Raw genomic sequence first — 17,728 nt, forward strand, 5'->3', positions numbered from 1 at the left:
CGCGCTGTCCAACACTAAACGCATGGCGACTCCCGCGGACAAGCTCTGGCGCAACGCCCGTCTCGCGACGATGACCGGGGACGGGCTGGGCGTGATCGAGCTTGGCGCGGTGGCAGCGGTCGGCGACACGATCAGCTATGTCGGCCCCGACGCCGAAGCCCCGGACGCCGCCCAAATCATCGACTGCGAAGGCCGCTGGATCACCCCCGGTTTGATCGACTGCCACACCCACCTTGTCCACGCCGGCAAGCGCGCGAAGGAGTTCGAGGCGCGGCTGGAGGGCGCGACCTATGAGGAAATCGCCCGCGCCGGCGGCGGCATCCTCTCCACCGTCACCGCCACCCGCGCGGCGAGTGAGGACGAGCTGGTTGCGAGCGCTCTGCCCCGTCTCGACCAGTTGATCGGCGAAGGCGTCACCACGGTCGAGATCAAGTCCGGTTACGGCCTCACGGTCGACGACGAGCTCAAGATGCTCCGCGCCGCCCGCCGCCTCGGCGAGGTCCGCACCATCCGCGTCCGCACCACATTGCTAGCTGCCCACGCCGTCCCGCCCGAGTATCGGGGAAACCCAGATGGCTATGTCGATCTGGTCTGCAACGAGATCATCCCAGCAGCAATCGGCCTTGCCGATGCTGTGGACGCCTTTTGCGAAGGTATCGGCTACACTCCGGAACAGACCGACCGCATCTTCACCGCCGCCACCACCCACGGCCTGCCGGTCAAGCTCCACGCCGAGCAGCTCTCCAACCTCAACGGCGCAGCCCTCGCCGCCCGCCACGGCGCGCTGTCCGCCGATCACCTCGAACATCTCGACGCCGCCGGCATTGCCGCCATGGCCGCCAACGGCACCGTTGCCACGCTCCTCCCCGGTGCCTTCTACTTCACGCGCGAAGAACGCCGCCCGCCAGTTCAGGCCTTGCGCGACGCGCGCGTCCCGATCGCCATCGCCACAGACTGCAACCCCGGCACCTCGCCGATGGCGTCGATCCTGCTGGCGATGAACATGGGCGCGACCTTCTTTCGCCTGACCGTCGCCGAATCCCTGCGAGGGGTAACGGTCAACGCGGCCCGCGCGCTGGGCATTGACGGCGGCACGCTGGCACCCGGCCAATCCGCCGACCTCGCCATCTGGAACATCTCCGACCCCGCCGAGCTCGTCTACCGCATCGCCGCCAATCCCCTCCATGCACGAGTTTTCGCAGGCTTATGATCGTCCCCGGCAACACCCCGCTCAGCACGTGGAACGCCATCTATCGCGGCGAGCCCGCCCCGCTCGACCCGGCGTGCCATGAAAAGGTCGCAGCCAGCGCCGACGCGGTGCAAGCGATCCTCGCCCGGCACAAACCGGTCTATGGCATCAACACCGGCTTCGGTAAGCTCGCCAGCGTCCGCATCGGCGACGAAGACCTCGAAACGCTCCAGCGCAACATCGTGCTCAGCCACGCCGCCGGCGTCGGCGACCCGATGCCCGCCCCGGTCGTGCGCCTGATGATCGCGCTCAAGCTCGCCAGCCTCGCCCAGGGGCATAGCGGCGTGAAGCCCGAAACGATCGCGATGCTTCAGGACATGCTCGAACGCGGCATCACCCCCATCATCCCGTCACAGGGATCGGTCGGTGCGAGCGGCGACCTCGCCCCGCTAGCCCATCTCGCCGCCGCGATGATCGGCGTCGGCGAAGTCGAAATGGGCCCGCGCCGCCTGCCTGCGAGCACGATGCTCGGTGGCCTGACGCTCGGCCCAAAGGAAGGGCTGGCCCTGCTCAACGGCACCCAGTTCAGCACCGCCTATGCCCTCGCCGCACTGTTCGAGACCGAAAAGCTGTTCCGCGCCGCGCTCGTCACCGGCGCGCTGTCGACCGAGGCGGCCAAAGGCTCCGACACCCCGTTCGATCCCCGCATCCACGCCGTGCGCGGCCATCGCGGGCAGATCGAGGTGGCGCAGGCGCTGGCCGGTCTTATGGAAGGCTCCGCGATCCGCGCCTCGCACCGCGACGGCGACGAGCGGGTGCAGGACCCCTATTGCCTGCGCTGCCAGCCCCAGGTGATGGGCGCCTGTCTCGACCTGATCCGCCAAGCCGCCGCGACGCTCGCGATCGAGGCGAATGGCGTCACCGACAACCCCCTCATCTTCACCGATACGAGCGAGGCCCTGTCCGGCGGCAATTTCCACGCCGAGCCGGTCGCCTTCGCCGCCGACATGCTGGCGCTGGCCATCTGCGAAATCGGCAGCCTCGCCGAACGCCGCATCGCCATGCTGGTCGACCCTGCGCTTTCCGGCCTCCCCGCCTTCCTCACCCCGCGACCGGGCCTCAACTCCGGTTTCATGATCCCGCAGGTCACCGCCGCCGCACTGGTCAGCGAGAACAAGCAGCGCGCCCATCCCGCGAGCGTCGATTCGATCCCGACCAGCGCCAATCAGGAGGATCATGTCTCGATGGCCGGCCATGGCGCACGCCGCCTGCTCGCGATGACCGCCAACCTCGCGCACATCATCGGTATCGAATATCTCGCGGCGGCGCAGGGCTGCGATTTCCACGCCCCGCTGACCTCCAGCGCCCCGCTCGAAGCCGCCCGCACCCTGCTGCGTGAGTCGGTGCCGACGCTGGAAGATGACCGCCACTTCGCGCCCGACATGGCCCTAGCCACGGCGCTGGTGACCAGCGGCGCGCTGGGCGACGGACTGCCGGGGGTGGAGGCATGATCGTCACCGTCCGCGGCGAAGGCCCCCTGATCGTCAGCATCCCGCACTCCGGCCTCGAAATCCCGCCCGACATCGCGCCCAACCTCGTTTCGCTGAGCCGCGCGCGCTATGACGCCGATCTGTACATCGACCAGCTCTACGCCTTCGCGTTTCAGCTCGGCGCGACAATCGTCCGCACCACAACCTCCCGCACCGTGATCGACGTCAACCGCGACCCCAGCGGCGCCACGCTCTATCCCGGCCAGTTTACCACCGGCCTGTGCCCGACCGAAACCTTCGACGGCGACCCGCTCTACCACCCCGGCAAGGAACCGGACGCAGCCGAAATCGCCCGCCGCCGCGCAGCCTATTTCGCGCCCTATCACGCCGCCCTGCGCGCCGAGATCGAACGCCTCCGCGCCCTTCACCCCGCAATCGTCCTCTACGAAGCGCATTCGATCCGCAGCGTGGTGCCAAAGCTGTTCGACGGCCGCCTGCCCGAATTCAACATCGGCACCAACAGCGGTCAATCCTGCGCGCCCGAACTCGCCCAATCGATCGCCGCGATCTGCGCGAAGCAACAGCGCAGCCATGTCATCGACGGCCGCTTCAAGGGCGGCTGGACCACACGCCATTACGGCGAACCCGACAAGGGCGTCCACGCCATCCAGATGGAACTGGCGATGCGCACTTATGTCACCGAAGTACCCCCCGCCAACTGGCCCCCGCGCTGGGACGATATCCACGCCGCGCAGGCGCACGCCACCCTCCGCCCGCTCCTCACCGCCGCCATCGACTTCGCGAAAGCCCAAGCATGACGACCCGCACCGACAATAGCCGCCGCATCAAGGCGCCCACCGGCACCACGCTCTCCGCCAAAAACTGGCAGGCCGAGGCGGCGTTGCGGATGCTGATGAACAATCTCGATCCCGATGTCGCCGAAGCGCCCGAGAGCCTGGTCGTCTATGGCGGGATCGGCCGTGCCGCGCGCAACTGGGAAGCCTATGACAAGATCGTCGAGACGCTCCGCCGCCTTGACGCCGATCAGACTCTGCTGGTCCAGTCGGGCAAGCCAGTCGGCGTGTTCCGCACCCACCCCGACGCCCCGCGCGTGCTGATCGCTAACTCCAACCTCGTGCCGCATTGGGCGACCTGGGAGCATTTCCACGAACTCGACCGCAAGGGGCTGGCGATGTACGGCCAGATGACCGCCGGATCGTGGATCTACATCGGCACCCAGGGCATCGTTCAGGGTACCTACGAGACGTTCGTCGAAGCCGGGCGGCAGCATTATGGCGGCGACCTGTCGGGCCGCTGGATCCTCACCGCCGGCCTTGGCGGCATGGGCGGCGCACAGCCGCTCGCCGCGACGATGGCGGGCGCGTCGTGCCTCGCCATCGAATGCCAGCCGAGCCGCATCGAAATGCGCCTGCGCACCCGCTACCTCGATCGCGCTGCGAACAGCATCGATGAAGCACTTAAAATCATTCGCACCTCCGACACACCCGTCTCGGTCGGCCTGCTCGGCAACGCCGCCGAAATCCTCCCCGAACTGGCCCGGCGCGGCGTCCGCCCCGACATGGTGACCGACCAGACCAGCGCGCATGATCCGATCAACGGCTACCTCCCCGCCGGCTGGACGCTCGACCAATGGTTCGCCAAGCGCGAAACCGCGCCGCATGAGGTCGAGGCCGCCGCCCGCGCCTCGATGGCCACCCATGTCCGCGCGATGCTGGCGTTCGAGGAAATGGGCGTCCCCACTTTCGATTATGGCAACAATATCCGTCAGGTCGCCAAGGACGCGGGCGTCGCCAACGCCTTCGCCTTCCCCGGCTTCGTCCCCGCCTATATCCGCCCGCTGTTCTGTCGCGGCATCGGCCCGTTCCGCTGGGCCGCGCTGTCGGGCAATCCGGAGGACATCTGGAAGACCGACGCCAAGGTGAAGGAGTTGCTCCCCGGCAACCACCACCTCCACCACTGGCTCGACATGGCGCGCGATCGGATCGCGTTCCAGGGCCTGCCCGCGCGCATCTGCTGGGTGGGCCTGGGCGACCGCCACCGCCTCGCCCTCGCCTTCAACGAGATGGTCGCGAACGGCGAACTCGAAACCCCCATCGTCATCGGCCGCGATCACCTCGACAGCGGATCGGTCGCCAGCCCCAACCGCGAAACCGAAGCGATGATGGACGGCTCGGATGCAGTCAGCGACTGGCCCCTCCTCAATGCCCTGCTCAACACTGCGTCGGGCGCAACCTGGGTCTCGCTCCATCACGGCGGCGGCGTCGGCATGGGCTACTCCCAGCACAGCGGCATGGTCATCGTCGCCGACGGCACGCAGGACGCGGCCAAGCGCCTCGAACGCGTCCTATGGAACGACCCCGCCACCGGCGTGATGCGCCATGCCGATGCTGGGTACGAGATCGCCAAGACCTGCGCCGGGGAAATGGGACTGGATCTGCCAGCAATCCTCTAACCCCTCGTCGCCCCGGGCTTGACCCGGGGCTGGGCTTCTTCGCGGAGCGGAAGACAGCCCTGTCCCGGCTCAAGGCCGGGACGACGAGGGGAGCTAAACCACCCGCCCCCGCCAATTCGCCACATGCGCCCCGGCCAGCAACAGGCTCCCCGCCACCGTCACCCCCGTCTCGACCGCAACCCACTCCTCGAACGCCAGCCCTGCCGCCAGCAGCACCAACCCCACCGCGCCAACGAACAACGGCGTCAGCCCGCGATGCCGCCGCCATCCCTCACCCAACGCAACCGCGCTGACCGGCAGCGCAAACGCCAGCACAGCAAGGTGAAACCCCTCGCCCAGATCGAGCCGCGCGGCCAGCGCGGGCAATGCGGCGATCAGGATTGGCAGCGCCAAACAGTGGATCAGGCACAGCACGGACGCGCCCACTGCCAACCCGTCGAACCAACTCACCAACCGCGCCCGCATCGCCACCACTCCATCACTGAGTGGCGCAAATGATATAGTGTATCCTTCATTACAAGGGGCGGACCCATTCGCGCTTGCAATGTTGGATTTCAAATGATCCAATGATCTCAGGCGGCGTAACGCCCCGCGCTCTTTGACCCCGCCGACCAAAGCCCACCCGGCACCGCGCCCCCAACACGGGGCTCAGCCAAAACCGCCGATAGTGTAAAGCCAGTGTAAACTTCCGTCACCCGCCGGCCAGCGCCGGAGCCTCGGGCGGCAGCGCAGCATTGCGCCAGCGCGCCACCGGCACCGTCGTCACCGCACCCTGCGCCGTCCGCCGCCGCTGGATCAGCGTCGCGCCCTGCTGCGTCGTGTCGCCGATCTTCGCCCGCACCCGCACCCAATAGGTGTTCGAGCTGAACGCCGTCCCCGGGGGCTGGCTGACCTTGAGATCGGACAGGTCGCGCAAAGTGATCTGCCCATTGCGCTTGCGGATCGCCACGATCCGCTGCGCCGCGAGCGGATCGCCGATCAGGAACGCCAGCAATTCCTCGTCCGCCGCATTCAGGTTGATCGTCGTCTTGCCGGGCAGCGCCGTCACCATCCGCTCCAGCCGCGCAATCGCCGCCGGGTCTGCGCCGGGGATCAGCCGGATCGGGCGGATGTCGCTGACCGGCCCTTGCGTGCGGATATAGGCGATCGCCTCCACCGTCTGCTGCTCGTCCAGCCCCGCGATCCGCGCCAGCTTCTGGAACAGGATCACCGGCACCGCGTCGCCACTGCGCAGCATGTTCACGTTGAACCGCCCCTCGGCATCGCTGACGGCCAGGTCGAACGTGCCACCATCGATCGCAGCGCCATTCGCCCCGATCGCCGCCCACGCTTCACCCGCATGATCGACCTGCGGCGTAGCCAGCGCATCACGCTGGAGCGCGGCAACCGCCGACAGCTCGCCCCCGCGCACCACAGCCGCCGCCCGCGCAGCTTCCCGGCTACGCAGCGCCCGGTCCAGCGCCAGTTCTTCGCGCCCAATCATCAGCAGCACCAGCCCGCTGGCAATGGCGACGAACATCAGCACATTGACCAGAATCATGCCCTGTTCGTCGTCCCGCCGGATCATTGCGCCTCGTCCTGCGGCTTGACCGGCAGCGCCACCACACGGCGCAACGTTCCCTGCGGCCCGCGCTCGCCCGCCAACTGCATCTCGACCTGCACCGCGCGCGGCCACGCGTCCTTGCGCTCCGCATTCGGTGGCCAGCGATCGACCCAGTTTTGTCCGTCGAGAAAGCGCCATCGCACCCCGCTCACCCCCGTCAGCAACAACTGCGGCTGCGGCGCGGCACGGACCAATGCGCCGCCAGTCGCGGCATAGCGCAGCGGCACCGGCGGCCCGCCCATCCCGGCAGCGACGCGGGTAAAGGCGATGTTGCTGCCCCCGCCGCTGACCGCACCACGCGTAATCTGATCAAGGTCGCTCTGTAGTACAAACATCGTCCGCTGGATCGCAGCGGTCCGGTCGAGTCGCCCCTCGGTCCGCTCCTGCGTCGTCATCACGCTGTTGAGCAGCGTCAGCCCGGCCACCGCGATCAGCGCGAACAGGCCCAGCGAAATGATGAGTTCGAGCAGGGTAAATCCCTCCTCGCCAGCTCCATCGTTCACGCCCCCAGGCTCACCGCCACCGGCTCATACCCCTGCGCCCCGGCGACGAGGATCGAGAGTTCGCGCGCGACACTCCCATCGCTGCGGAACCGCGCATTGCCGGTGACGCAGCTGTAATTTGTCTCCGCCAGCAGTGCCGCCTCGTCGAGCGCGCCCTTCGCGCGCAACGTCTTGACCACCCCGCCGGCATCATAGGCCAGCGCCGCCAACGCCCCCGGCGTGCCGCCATGGCGCGACCGAAACTCCCCCGCAAACCGCCCGAACGCCGAAGGATCGGGGCTCGCGATCCACGCGCCCTCCAGCGTTTCCAGCGCCGCCGGACGATGATCGAGCGCCTGCACGGTGCCGAGCAGCTGCACCCCGGTCCCCTTCAGGTTGCGCGCCGCCGCCAACACCGTCTCGCTGCTACCCGGCAACAATACCGCATCGGGCGCATCCCCGGCAGCTGGCAAGGGCTGGCCCTCAACGACTGTCAGCACGCGAATGTCGAGACCGACCTCGCCCTGCGCCTTGCCCGCCGCCAGCGCGGCCGCGACGCTCCAGGGCGATCCGTCATCGACCACCACCACATTGCGCACCCCGCGCGACCGCGCATAGCGCAGCACCGCGCTGGTCACCTGTGCCGGCGTAATCCCGAACACGAAACTGCCCGGGCCGCGCGCAACGGCGTTGTTGGTAAAGGCGATCACCGGCACCCGCCGCGCAACCTCCGCCGTCACCGCGTTCAGCTCTTCGGCGGTCACCGGCCCCAAGATCATCGCAGCTTTAGCCTTGAGCGCATTGCGCGCCGCCAGCGCCGCGCCTTCGACCGTCCCGCCGGTATCATAAGCCGTGATTTCCGGCCCAGAATCAGCGAGCAACACGCCCTGACGCATGCTAAGGCCCAGCGCGGCGCGCGGCCCGCTCAGCGGCAGCAGCAACGCCACCGGCCGCTTGTCACGCTTGACCTTGTCGGCCGCGAAGACAGAGGGACTTGCGAGCAATGCCGATGGCAATACCAGCCCTGATCCCAGAGCAGTCAACAGTGCTCGGCGGCGAATCGGCAGCATTTTCACGGGCATCCTGGTCGGCTCGGCGGCGTCTTACCGTCTTCGTGGTGCTGGGCATAGCTGCTTATGCCCTCGCCATGGTCGCGACGATGCCAGCCAGCGTGTTCGTGAAGAACCAGCCATGGCGCACCGGTGTCGCCGGAACCGTGTGGAATGGCGAAGTCGGCGTCGCCGGCGGCAGCAAGTTCGAATGGCATTGGGCACCGCTGCGCTCGCTCACCAGCCTTGCCTTCGCCACCGACTGGACCGCGACCGGCCCCGACACCGATATGGGCGGTCGCGCGCTGGCGGGCTTCAGCAGCACCGTGCTCGACAAGGTCAGCGGCAGCACCCACGCCGCGCTGCTTCAGGCGCTGCAGCCCAACCTCCCCTTCACCTGCGACATGGTGATGCAGCTCGAGTTCGACCGGATCGCGGTCGGCGGGTCGAGCCAGGGCATCGACGGCCGCCTGACCACCGACGCCGGCACCTGCACGCCCAAGGGCGGCGGCGCGCCGGTCGCGGTCCCCGCGCTGCTGCTGACCTCCGAAAAGATCGGCACCACCACCCAGATCCGCCTCACCCCCCGCGCGCAACGCCGTCAGCTGCTGATGACCGCGACGCTCAGCGAGGATGGTCAGCTGACGATCCGCATGACGCCGGAGGGTGCGCGTATCCTGCCCTTTGCAGGATTGCCCGCCGGGGCGAGCATTGCCGGGGAATTGTAGCAAAAATCCTCCCCGGAACGGGGAGGTGGCAGCGCGCAGCGCTGACGGAGGGGGCCCGAGGCAAGGGAATCCGTTGCCTCGGGCCCCCTCCACCAGCTTCGCTGGTCCCCCTCCCCGTTCCGGGGAGGACTGCCACCCCTACAACGTCACCAGATCGTTCAGATTGATGATCGGCAGCAGGATCGCGAGCACCATCATCAGCACCATCCCGCCCATCAGCAACAGCACCATCGGCTCGACCAAAGCGACCAGTGCGCTGGTCACCGCATCCAGCTCGCGGTCCAACTCATCGGCGGCGCGCGACAAAGCCGGGCCGAGCTTGCCCGATGCCTCGCCCGAAGCGACGATCGCGGTCAGCATTAGCGGGAACACCCCTGCCTCACCCATTGCCGCACGCAGGCTGATCCCCTCACGCACCCGCGCCGCGACGTGCATCGCCCGCGCCCGCACCCACAGGTTCGGCGTCACCGCCGCCGCCGCGTGCAGCGCATCGACCAACGGCACCGCGCTCTCGACCAACGTCGCCAGGCTCCCCGCAAATCGCGCGGCGTTATGCTGGCGGGAAAAGCGCTTGAACGGCCAGCGTTCCGTGAAGCCGCGATGGACCTTCAACCGGTTCGCCGGGACCGCCGCCCAACGATTGAACACGAAATACGCCGCGAGCCCGGCAATCAAGAGGTACAGTCCCCAAGCCTGCAGGAACCCCGACACCGCAATCAGGATGCGAGTCAGCAGCGGCAGGTCGGTCCCGCGCGACACGAACACATTGACGATGTCCGGGATGACATAGACCAGCAGGAGCACGATGACGCCAAGCGACACCGTCGCCAGCAGCCCGGGATAGAGCAACGCGAGCTGCAATTTCTGCGCATTCGCCTGCCGGTTCTCGACGAAATGCGCGAGGTGGCCGAGCACTTGCGTGAGCTTCCCCGACGCCTCCCCCGCCGCGACCGATGCGCGGTAGAATTCGGGGAAGGTCTTGGGATGGGTCGACAGCGCGCTGGCAAAGCTGCGCCCGTCGAGGATCGCGCCGCGCACCTCCATCAGGATGCCCGAGACCCGCTGCGTCTCCGACTGGTTCGCCGCGAGCCGCAGCGCCTCCTCGACCGGAATATCCGAACCGACGAGCGTCGAAATCTGCCGCGTCGCCGTCGCCAGCTCGCGCGCGCTCATCCCCGAGCGACCGAGCTTGGGCAGTTGGATCGACCCGATCGACCGCCGCTCGCCCGCCGCTTCCACTGCCAGCGGGAGCAGCCCCTGATCGCGCAGCATCGCCCGCGCGGCTGCGGCACTGGAGGCTTCGACGGTGCCCTTTTTCTGGACGCCCGTGCGATCAGCGGCGCGATAGGTAAATGCGGGCATCTAGCACCTGCTCCCCGCCACCAGCGTCACGCCTCGTCCCTCACGACCCGCGCGACTTCCTCGACCGTAGTGACGCCCGCGCGCACCTTGTCCACGCCGTCATCGAGCAGCGACGGGTTGCTCCGCCGCGCATGCGCCTCGATCTCGGCCTCGGCCGCACCTTCATGGATCATCGCCTGGATTTTGTCATCGACCGCAACGACCTCATACAGCCCCGCGCGCCCGCGATACCCGTCGCCATGGCAGTCATCGCATCCAGCCGCGCGCCACAGCGTCTCGCCGACACGGATGCCGCCACCGATCAGCAGCACATCGCCCTCGTTCGCCACATCCTGCCGCCGACAACTCGGACACAGCCGCCGCACCAGCCGCTGCGCCGCCACGCCGACCAGCATCGGCGCGAGCAGATAGCGCTCGACCCCCATGTCGATCAGGCGCGTCACCGATCCGACCGCGCTGTTGGTGTGCAGCGTCGAGAGCACGAAATGCCCGGTCATCGCCGATCGAACCGCGACCTCCGCCGTCTCCTGATCGCGGATTTCGCCGACCATGATGACATCGGGGTCCTGCCGCAAAATCGCGCGAAGCCCGCGGGCGAACGTCATGCCGGTGCGCGCATTCACCTGAGTCTGCGCGACCCCAGCAAGTTCATACTCGATGGGATCTTCCACCGTCATGATGTTGCGCTTGCGGTCGTTCAGGCGATGAAGCGCTGCGTAGAGGCTGGTCGTCTTGCCCGAACCGGTCGGCCCGGTGACCAGCAGCATCCCGTGCGGCCGTTCGAGCAGCCGCGCGAACACATCGCGATCGCGCGCGCTCATGCCCAGCGCCTCCATGTCAAGGCTGAGCGAGCCCTTCTCCAGCAAGCGCATCACCACCCGCTCGCCATGTTGGGTCGGGATGGTCGACACGCGCGCGTCGACGTCATGCCCGCCAATGCGCAGTGTCACGCGTCCGTCCTGCGGCACGCGCTTTTCGGCGATATCGAGCTTTGCCATCACCTTGATGCGGCTGACCAGCAGTGGCGCAAGCTCGCGGCGCGGCTCCAGCTTGTCGCGCAGCACTCCGTCGATTCGGAAACGGACCACGACGCGCTTTTCCTGCGTCTCGACATGCACGTCCGACGCACCTTCCTTCACCGCCTCCAGCAACAGCGCGTTGATCAGTCGGATGACGGGAGAATCATCGCGCGAGTCGAGCAGATCATCAACCGCCGCAGCGCTGTCGGCCAATGCGGCAAGGTCCATCCCGCCCAGGTCAAACTCCGCCGCCGCACCCGCGCTGCCCGAATAGCTTGCCGCCAGCGCCTGATCGAACTCCGCAACCGAAACCGCCACGAACCGGGCGCCCGGCGCCACCCGCTGCACTTCCAGCAGCGCGTCGAGCGCAGCATCTGGCCGATGCACGCACTCAACCCCGCCAGCGCCCACGCGCAGCACGACGCCATGGTTGCGCGCGTAGCCATAGGGCAGGCTCGGCAAATCCATCGTCACCGCATTCACTGGCCGAACTCCACGCTCGCGCTCACCCGGCCCGGCGCGCCAGCTTTGGTCAGCTCGACCCGGCGCGCGCGCAACACCGTGGTGCGCTCGACCGCCGCGATCCAGCCGACCACGGCTTCATAGCTCGCCTCGGCAACCTGCCCGGTCGCACCGGCCCCGCCCGGGGTCAGCGTCACGGTCAGCCCGGCTGCGCTCGCCGCCGCCTGAGCAGCCTCGATTGGTGGACCGTCGCTGAGCTTCGGCTGTGTGCCCGGCGCGACTAGCGTCCCCGCCGCACGCACCCGCGCGGCCAGCGTTTCGTGGCTGCGGATATCGGCGAGGGCATCAGCACGCGCCCCCTGCAGCGGCTTGACGATCCCGAACACCAGGATCAGCGCCGCCAGGATCGCACCCAGCGTCCCGACCAGCACCCGTTCGCGCGGGCTAAGGCCACGCCACCACAGCTGGAACCGCAGCACCGCCGCGTCAATGGTCGGCGAACGTTCGATCTTCATGCCGTCACCGTCACGCGAATTGCACCATCCGCCCCTGCCCCAATCTGCGCCGGAACCCCCGCCGCACGGAACGCCGCGCGGATGCGCTCGGGCAAATCAGGAGGACCAGGCTCGATATCGAGCACCAGTGCATTCCCCTCAAACCGCATCGCCCGCGCGGTCACTGCGCTCGACAACGGTGCCAGCGCCCGCGACGCAGCGGTCACGGCGGGCACAAAGCGCCCCGGCGGCGGGCCAGCCATGGGCAGCATCCCGACCACCGACGCCTCAAGATCGCCCGATAGATTGGCCCCCGGCGCCGCCTGCGCCACGGCCGACCGCACATCCTCGGCGCGCCGCTCCGCAATCACGCGCAGCATCACCACGTCCGCCGCCGCGATCACGACATGCGCCGCAATGCCCGCAGCCGCGATCCATGCCAGACGCCGCTTCCAGCTGCTCCCATTCGCCCCGCGCCGGGCATAAACACCCTGCCGCAGGTCGATCGCCGGGTTCGTCAGCCGCTCGGCCAGCCCCCCACCGCCGCCAGTCCACGGCGTTTGCGGCAACTCACCGATCGCCATCGGCCCGCAGTTCCAGATGCGCGGGTTCCCGGCGCGCTCCCAAGCTGGCCCGACCAAAGCTATGGGCAACGCAAATCCGGTCCCGTCACCACTACGCACCAGCACCCGGCCATCCCGCGCCTCGGCACACCACTCGCCCGGCCCCGGCGCAGGCAAAGCGAGCGCATCCGGCACCAGCGCCGCATGACCCAGCCCGCCAAGTTCCGCCGCCTCGACCCAGCTCGTCATTTGCGCATGCCGCACCACCGCGACCAGATAGGTCCGCGGCGCGACCTCCGCGCCCAGCGCGATATGCACCGATTCGATCGGGTCAGCGATCCGGTCCTCGATCGCAAAAGGCAGCGCCTCGATCCGCTTCGCCCGGCTCGCCAGCGGCAGCTCGACTCGCAGCAGCGACACCGATTCGCTCGGGACGAGGATGGTTGCAGGGCCATCAGGCTCGGCTATGATCGCCTGCCCGCCCGCCAGCGTCCACACGCCGCCGGACGCGGCGTTCGCGGACTCCGAAAAGGGTTTGCCAGTCATTCTTTGAGAGGTCCCGGCTGTAACATGGCTTTCACGATGAACACGCATGGGGCTGCGATGCGCATAGTTTTGAAACAATTCGATGACACCGTGGCAGTCGAGGCCACGAAGGGCAAGCGCCGGACGGTGCCAAATGGCGAGGTGGGGCTTACCCTGCTCGAGATGATCGTGGTTCTCGTCATCATCGCGATCGTCGCCGGACTGGTGACGATGAACGTCGTTGGGCGCCCCGATCAGGCCCGCGTGACCACGACCAAAACCAACCTTGTCACCCTATCGAGCGCGCTCACCACCTATCGCCTCGACAATGGCCAGTATCCGACCACCGAACAGGGGCTGAAGGCGCTGGTCGAAAAGCCGACCACCCCGCCGCTGCCCACCGCCTGGCCCGATGGGGGCTATGTGAAATCCGCACCAGTCGACGCCTGGGGCAATCCCTACACCTATGTCTCGACCGGCAGCAGCTTCGAGCTGAAGTCATTGGGTCGTGACGGTAAGCCCGGCGGAACCGAACTCGACGCCGACCTCGATTCGCGCGATGCGGCCCAGACGCCCGCCAAGGGCGGATAAGCAACATGCGGGGGGCGACCATCCGCAGCGGTGAGCGTGGCATGACGCTCATCGAAATGCTGATCGTGCTCGTCATCATCGGCGTCGCGGCGGGCGGAGTCGCGCTCGGCATCGGCTCGGCCACCCGCGCACCTTCGGTCGAAACCGAAGCGCGCCGCCTTGCCCTGCGGCTTCAGGCTGCCGCCGACGACGCAATGATCGGCGACCGCATTATCGCGTTCACGGTGGAGAAGGACGGTTACGGTTTTGCCGCAGTCGGCCGCGACGGGTCGATGGCGCCGCTGTCCGATGGCCTCGCCTTTCACCGCCTGCCCGGAGGCATCGCGGTCGAACTCGATGTGACGCCCCCGGTGATGATGGGCGTGGATGGCGCGGGCAAGCCGCTCAACGCGACGATCAGCAATGGCGAGCAGATTTGGGTCGTGCGCTATGACGGCATGACCGCCACCGCCAGCCGGGCCGAAGCCTCGTGAAGCACGACGACGGCTTCTCGCTGATCGAGGCGCTGGTCGCGCTCGCGGTGCTTGCCATCGCGACCGTTGGCCTTGTCCGCGCGGTCGAGAGCCATGTCGATTCGACCCGCGGCCTCGAACGCCGCGCCGCCGCGATGTGGGTGGCGGAAAACCGCCTAGCGGAACTCCAGCTGTCCGACCCCGCCGCCGCGCAGAAGCAGGTCGAGCTGCTCGGCCAGCAATGGCTGGTCGATGTCGCCCGCACCCGCACCGAAGACCCCGCGATCGACAAAGTGCGCATTCAGGTGATTCCGGAGGGTGAACGTTCGCCGCTTGCATCGCTCGACGGCTTCGTGGAGGGCGCTCGGACATGATCCGCTTCCTCGATCTTTCGCCGCGTCAGGCGCGCACGACACTCGATATCGTCGCAGCCGCCGTGATCGTATCGGTCGCGGTCGCACTCGCCGGCCTCACTTGGCGGATCGCGGGCCATGCCAGTACCGGCGCGGTCACGATCCCGTCAGGCGCGCGACCGGTTGCGGTTGCCGCCGATGTCACCCCCGCCCTCGCCTTCGCACCGTTCGGCAAGGGCGCGGCAACGGATGCGACTCAGGCGACCGCGCTGCCGCTCAAGCTCAAGGGCGTGTTCGCCGCCAGCCCCGCCGCGCTTTCGGTTGCCTATATCGAGGTCGGCGGCGAAGCGGCGAAGCCCTTCCGCATCGGCGAAGCCCCCGGCGGCGGCACGATCGAGGGCATCCTGCGCGACCGCGTGATCCTGCGCGTGGCTGGCCGCATCGAATATCTCGCCTTCCCCGATCCCTCGCTGACCGCAGAGCAACAGACGGCGGCAGCGGCACCTCCCGCAGCGCCCGCCGCCCCGGCACAGTCAGCAGCGGCCCCCGCGACCGCAGCGGCCGGCGTCCTTGCCGCAATGACCCCGGCCCCCGGCGGCGGGATGCAGGTCGGCGCGAACGCCCCGCCCGGCCTTCAGACCGGCGACGTCATCACCTCGATCGGCGGCACCCCGCTGACCAGCCCCGCCAGCGCCGCCTCCGCCATTGCCGCCGCGCAAGGCCGCGGCTCCGTCCAAGTTCAGATCACCCGCGATGGAAAGCCCGTGACGCTGACCATCCCGACCCGCTAGGTAACCCACCGTGCCGCACATGATCCGCAAGACCGCTCTCATCTTCGCGCTCGCCGCCATGACCGCTCAGCCGGTATTGGCCACGCAGACCGACGGCGCGGACATCGTCGTCAACATGCGCGGGGTCGAGATCGCCGATGTCGCGGACCAGATCTCGCGCCTCACCGGCCGGACCCTGATCCTCGACCCGGCGGTCAAGGGCAGCGTCACCGTGACCTCCGCCACCCCGCTGACCTCGGCAGGGGTGTGGGAGCTGTTCCTGTCGGTCCTGCGCGCCAATGGCTTTGCCGCAGTCCGCTCGGGCCGCGCGTGGCGGATCGTGCCTGCCGGTAACGCCGTGCGCGACGGCGGCGTGTCCTCGCGCTCGGCATCGGGACAGGAACTGGTCACGCGGATGATCCGCCTGTCCAACGTCCCCAGCGCCGAAGCCGCGCGCGTCGTCCGCCCGCTGGTCGCCAGCTTCGGCAGCGTCGAACCGCTCGCCCAGCCCAACGCCGTCGTCGTCACCGATTATGCCGACAATGTCCGCCGGGTGGAGGCGATCCTGCGCTCGCTCGACGGCACCGGCAGCGGCATGACCTTCGCCACCATCACGTTGCGCAACGGCAGCGCCCCGGAAGTTGCACAGGCGCTGCAGACCGTGCTCGGCGACGCCGCATCGGGCGGCGCCCGCGTCGCGGCGGATGCACGCAGCAACACGATCATCGTGCGCGGATCGCCCTCCGCCGTCGCCGATGCGCGCCGCATGATCGCCTCGCTCGACGCCCCCGGCGGCGCGACGCCGATGACCCGCGTGTTCCGCCTGAACTATGCCGACGCCGAGGCGGTAACCGAAGTGCTGCGCGGCATTCTCGGACAGGAATCGACCACCACCAACCCGGTCGCGCGCAGCCTGTCGGGTTCGCGCAGCAGCACGCGTAGCCCAACCGGCGTGCTCGGTGGCCTGATCGCCTCGGGCGGCACCAGCACCGCCGAAACCGCCGCCGCGGCAGCAGCAGCCGCGACCGCACAATCGGCGCAGCTCGGCCAGCAGTCGGAAGCAACGCCGCAAGGCTTCTCGACTCCCGAAATCACCGTCCAGCCCTCGCCCGACATCAATGCGGTCGTCGTGCGCGGCACCCCCAGCGCCATCGCCGCGATTGAGGCGATCATCACCGACCTCGACGTTCGCCGTCCGCAGGTATTGATCGAAGCCGCCATCGCCGAAATCACCGGCGAGGAGGCCGAGGCACTCGCCGTCCAACTTGGCACCAGCGGCGCAGCGCTCAATCGGGTCGAGGGTGCGGGAACTTCGTTCAGCACCGTCGGACCGTCGCTGGGCGCGATCCTGAGTACGCTCGGTGTTCCGGCGGGCGCGCTGCTGGGACAAAGCCAAGGGCTGATCGGCAACGTGTCGATCGGTAACGAATTTTCGATCCTCGTCCAGGCACTCGGCACCTCGACCAAGTCGAACCTGCTCTCGACGCCACAGATCACCACGCTCGACAACAAGGTCGGCGAGTTCGTGGTGGCGCAGGAAGTGCCGTTCGTCACCGGATCGATCTTGACCGACTCCAGCGATGTGCGCCCGTACACCTCGATCGAGCGCAAGGATGTCGGCATCACGCTGAAGGTGCTCCCGCGCATCAATGCCGGCGACACGATCCGGCTTGAGGTGGTACAGGAAGCCTCGTCGATCGCCGCGACCCAGCTGAGCCAGGCAACCGACCTCATCACCAATCGCCGTGCGATCAACACCACGGTGCTCGCCGATAACGGCCAGACGATCGTGCTCGGAGGCCTCACCTCCGACGATTACGGGCAGGTGAAAAGCCAGGTGCCGATCCTCGGCGACATCCCGATCCTGGGCGAGCTGTTCAAGGCACGCCGCGAAACCCGGCAAAAGCGCACCCTGTTCATCTTCCTCAAGCCGACGATCCTGCGCAATGGCGAGGATGCAGCGGCCATCGCCAAGGCCAAATATGCCCGGCTGCGGTCGGAGGAACTGGACCTCAATTCGCCGAGCAACCTGCTGCTCAAGCCGCTCCAGCCGCGCCTGACGCTCGAGATCGACGGGATTTACTGACCGTCCCGCATCACCGCGCAATCGCCAGAATTCATTT

General features: G+C 68.1%; 18 protein-coding genes. 10 read left to right on the top strand and 8 right to left on the bottom strand.

Annotated elements, in window-relative coordinates:
* The first annotated feature begins 22 nt into the window (after window positions 1-22).
* The 4 genes from hutI to hutU are packed head-to-tail and all read left to right on the top strand — an operon-like array spanning window position 23 to window position 5,152.
* Window positions 23-1,210 carry an imidazolonepropionase gene (gene hutI, locus VGN66_RS16490; protein WP_327519880.1) on the top strand — a complete coding sequence of 396 codons (1,188 nt, stop codon included), beginning with the start codon at window positions 23-25 and terminating at the stop codon, window positions 1,208-1,210.
* Window positions 1,207-2,700, top strand: a complete 1,494-nt coding sequence (hutH, locus tag VGN66_RS16495) for a histidine ammonia-lyase (RefSeq protein ID WP_327519881.1) — start codon at window positions 1,207-1,209, stop codon at window positions 2,698-2,700. Before hutI ends, hutH begins: the two co-directional genes overlap by 4 nt.
* A complete protein-coding gene (gene hutG, locus VGN66_RS16500) occupies window positions 2,697-3,497 on the top strand; it encodes an N-formylglutamate deformylase (RefSeq protein WP_327519882.1) in 801 nt (266 codons plus the stop codon). The genes hutH and hutG overlap by 4 nt, the downstream gene beginning before the upstream one ends.
* A complete protein-coding gene (gene hutU / locus VGN66_RS16505; protein WP_327519883.1) occupies window positions 3,494-5,152 on the top strand; it encodes a urocanate hydratase in 1,659 nt (552 codons plus the stop codon). The genes hutG and hutU overlap by 4 nt, the downstream gene beginning before the upstream one ends.
* 93 nt (window positions 5,153-5,245) lie before the next feature.
* Here the strand turns inward: hutU and VGN66_RS16510 are convergent, their stop codons facing one another.
* From VGN66_RS16510 to VGN66_RS16525, 4 genes are all read right to left on the bottom strand, one after another.
* Window positions 5,246-5,617 (bottom strand): MerC domain-containing protein, encoded by a 372-nt coding sequence (locus VGN66_RS16510; RefSeq protein ID WP_327519884.1) that lies wholly within the window; start codon window positions 5,615-5,617, stop codon window positions 5,246-5,248.
* A gap of 226 nt (window positions 5,618-5,843) precedes the next feature.
* Window positions 5,844-6,719 (bottom strand): Type II secretory pathway component PulK-like protein, encoded by an 876-nt coding sequence (locus tag VGN66_RS16515; protein WP_327519885.1) that lies wholly within the window; start codon window positions 6,717-6,719, stop codon window positions 5,844-5,846.
* Window positions 6,716-7,258: a type II secretion system protein GspJ gene (locus VGN66_RS16520; protein WP_327519886.1), complete on the bottom strand. Its 543-nt coding sequence runs from the start codon at window positions 7,256-7,258 to the stop codon at window positions 6,716-6,718. The genes VGN66_RS16515 and VGN66_RS16520 overlap by 4 nt, the downstream gene beginning before the upstream one ends.
* Window positions 7,255-8,241 (bottom strand): penicillin-binding protein activator, encoded by a 987-nt coding sequence (locus tag VGN66_RS16525; RefSeq protein ID WP_327519887.1) that lies wholly within the window; start codon window positions 8,239-8,241, stop codon window positions 7,255-7,257. The genes VGN66_RS16520 and VGN66_RS16525 overlap by 4 nt, the downstream gene beginning before the upstream one ends.
* A gap of 41 nt (window positions 8,242-8,282) precedes the next feature.
* On the opposite strand from VGN66_RS16525, the gene gspN reads away from it, so the two are divergent.
* Complete coding sequence (gspN, locus tag VGN66_RS16530) at window positions 8,283-9,014, top strand: type II secretion system protein N (RefSeq protein WP_327519888.1); 732 nt, start codon at window positions 8,283-8,285, stop codon at window positions 9,012-9,014.
* Between the two features lie 138 nt (window positions 9,015-9,152).
* On the opposite strand, the gene VGN66_RS16535 is transcribed toward gspN, so the two are convergent.
* From VGN66_RS16535 to gspL, 4 genes are read right to left on the bottom strand one after another with little or no spacing between them, the layout of a single operon-like run.
* On the bottom strand, window positions 9,153-10,376 hold the full coding sequence (locus tag VGN66_RS16535; protein WP_327519889.1) for a type II secretion system F family protein: 1,224 nt from the start codon (window positions 10,374-10,376) through the stop codon (window positions 9,153-9,155).
* Window positions 10,377-10,402: 26 nt separating this feature from the next.
* Entirely contained in the window at window positions 10,403-11,863 is a 1,461-nt protein-coding gene (locus VGN66_RS16540; protein WP_327520288.1) for a GspE/PulE family protein, read from the bottom strand.
* Window positions 11,864-11,874: 11 nt separating this feature from the next.
* Window positions 11,875-12,372, bottom strand: a complete 498-nt coding sequence (gene gspM / locus VGN66_RS16545; RefSeq protein WP_327519890.1) for a type II secretion system protein GspM — start codon at window positions 12,370-12,372, stop codon at window positions 11,875-11,877.
* Window positions 12,369-13,460: a type II secretion system protein GspL gene (gene gspL / locus VGN66_RS16550; protein ID WP_327519891.1), complete on the bottom strand. Its 1,092-nt coding sequence runs from the start codon at window positions 13,458-13,460 to the stop codon at window positions 12,369-12,371. Before gspL ends, gspM begins: the two co-directional genes overlap by 4 nt.
* 24 nt (window positions 13,461-13,484) lie before the next feature.
* Between gspL and gspG the strand changes: the two genes are divergently transcribed.
* From gspG to gspD, 5 genes are read left to right on the top strand one after another with little or no spacing between them, the layout of a single operon-like run.
* Window positions 13,485-14,030, top strand: a complete 546-nt coding sequence (gene gspG, locus VGN66_RS16555) for a type II secretion system major pseudopilin GspG (RefSeq protein ID WP_327519892.1) — start codon at window positions 13,485-13,487, stop codon at window positions 14,028-14,030.
* A 5-nt stretch (window positions 14,031-14,035) separates the two neighbouring features.
* Window positions 14,036-14,503 carry a prepilin-type N-terminal cleavage/methylation domain-containing protein gene (locus VGN66_RS16560; protein ID WP_327519893.1) on the top strand — a complete coding sequence of 156 codons (468 nt, stop codon included), beginning with the start codon at window positions 14,036-14,038 and terminating at the stop codon, window positions 14,501-14,503.
* The gene (gspI, locus tag VGN66_RS16565) at window positions 14,500-14,856 is read left to right on the top strand and encodes a type II secretion system minor pseudopilin GspI (RefSeq protein ID WP_327519894.1); all 357 of its coding nucleotides are present in this window, start codon (window positions 14,500-14,502) and stop codon (window positions 14,854-14,856) included. The genes VGN66_RS16560 and gspI overlap by 4 nt, the downstream gene beginning before the upstream one ends.
* Entirely contained in the window at window positions 14,853-15,626 is a 774-nt protein-coding gene (locus VGN66_RS16570) for a type II secretion system protein N (RefSeq protein WP_327519895.1), read from the top strand. The genes gspI and VGN66_RS16570 overlap by 4 nt, the downstream gene beginning before the upstream one ends.
* Window positions 15,627-15,645: 19 nt before the next feature.
* Entirely contained in the window at window positions 15,646-17,691 is a 2,046-nt protein-coding gene (gene gspD, locus VGN66_RS16575) for a type II secretion system secretin GspD (RefSeq protein WP_327519896.1), read from the top strand.
* The last annotated feature ends 37 nt before the right edge of the window (window positions 17,692-17,728 follow it).

Source organism: Sphingomonas sp. (assembly GCF_035998645.1).
Taxonomy (GTDB): Bacteria; Pseudomonadota; Alphaproteobacteria; order Sphingomonadales; family Sphingomonadaceae; genus Sphingomonas.

Bases quoted from the DNA above. Each gene is read 5' to 3' on its own strand.
- hutI (WP_327519880.1), top strand. From the start codon at position 23: ATGGCGACTCCCGCGGACAAGCTCTGGCGCAACGCCCGTCTCGCGACG.
- hutH (WP_327519881.1), top strand. From the start codon at position 1,207: ATGATCGTCCCCGGCAACACCCCGCTCAGCACGTGGAACGCCATCTAT.
- hutG (WP_327519882.1), top strand. From the start codon at position 2,697: ATGATCGTCACCGTCCGCGGCGAAGGCCCCCTGATCGTCAGCATCCCG.
- hutU (WP_327519883.1), top strand. From the start codon at position 3,494: ATGACGACCCGCACCGACAATAGCCGCCGCATCAAGGCGCCCACCGGC.
- VGN66_RS16510 (WP_327519884.1), bottom strand. From the start codon at position 5,617: ATGCGGGCGCGGTTGGTGAGTTGGTTCGACGGGTTGGCAGTGGGCGCG.
- VGN66_RS16515 (WP_327519885.1), bottom strand. From the start codon at position 6,719: ATGATCCGGCGGGACGACGAACAGGGCATGATTCTGGTCAATGTGCTG.
- VGN66_RS16535 (WP_327519889.1), bottom strand. From the start codon at position 10,376: ATGCCCGCATTTACCTATCGCGCCGCTGATCGCACGGGCGTCCAGAAA.
- VGN66_RS16540 (WP_327520288.1), bottom strand. From the start codon at position 11,863: ATGGATTTGCCGAGCCTGCCCTATGGCTACGCGCGCAACCATGGCGTC.
- gspM (WP_327519890.1), bottom strand. From the start codon at position 12,372: ATGAAGATCGAACGTTCGCCGACCATTGACGCGGCGGTGCTGCGGTTC.
- gspL (WP_327519891.1), bottom strand. From the start codon at position 13,460: ATGACTGGCAAACCCTTTTCGGAGTCCGCGAACGCCGCGTCCGGCGGC.
- gspG (WP_327519892.1), top strand. From the start codon at position 13,485: ATGGCTTTCACGATGAACACGCATGGGGCTGCGATGCGCATAGTTTTG.
- VGN66_RS16560 (WP_327519893.1), top strand. From the start codon at position 14,036: ATGCGGGGGGCGACCATCCGCAGCGGTGAGCGTGGCATGACGCTCATC.
- VGN66_RS16570 (WP_327519895.1), top strand. From the start codon at position 14,853: ATGATCCGCTTCCTCGATCTTTCGCCGCGTCAGGCGCGCACGACACTC.
- gspD (WP_327519896.1), top strand. From the start codon at position 15,646: ATGATCCGCAAGACCGCTCTCATCTTCGCGCTCGCCGCCATGACCGCT.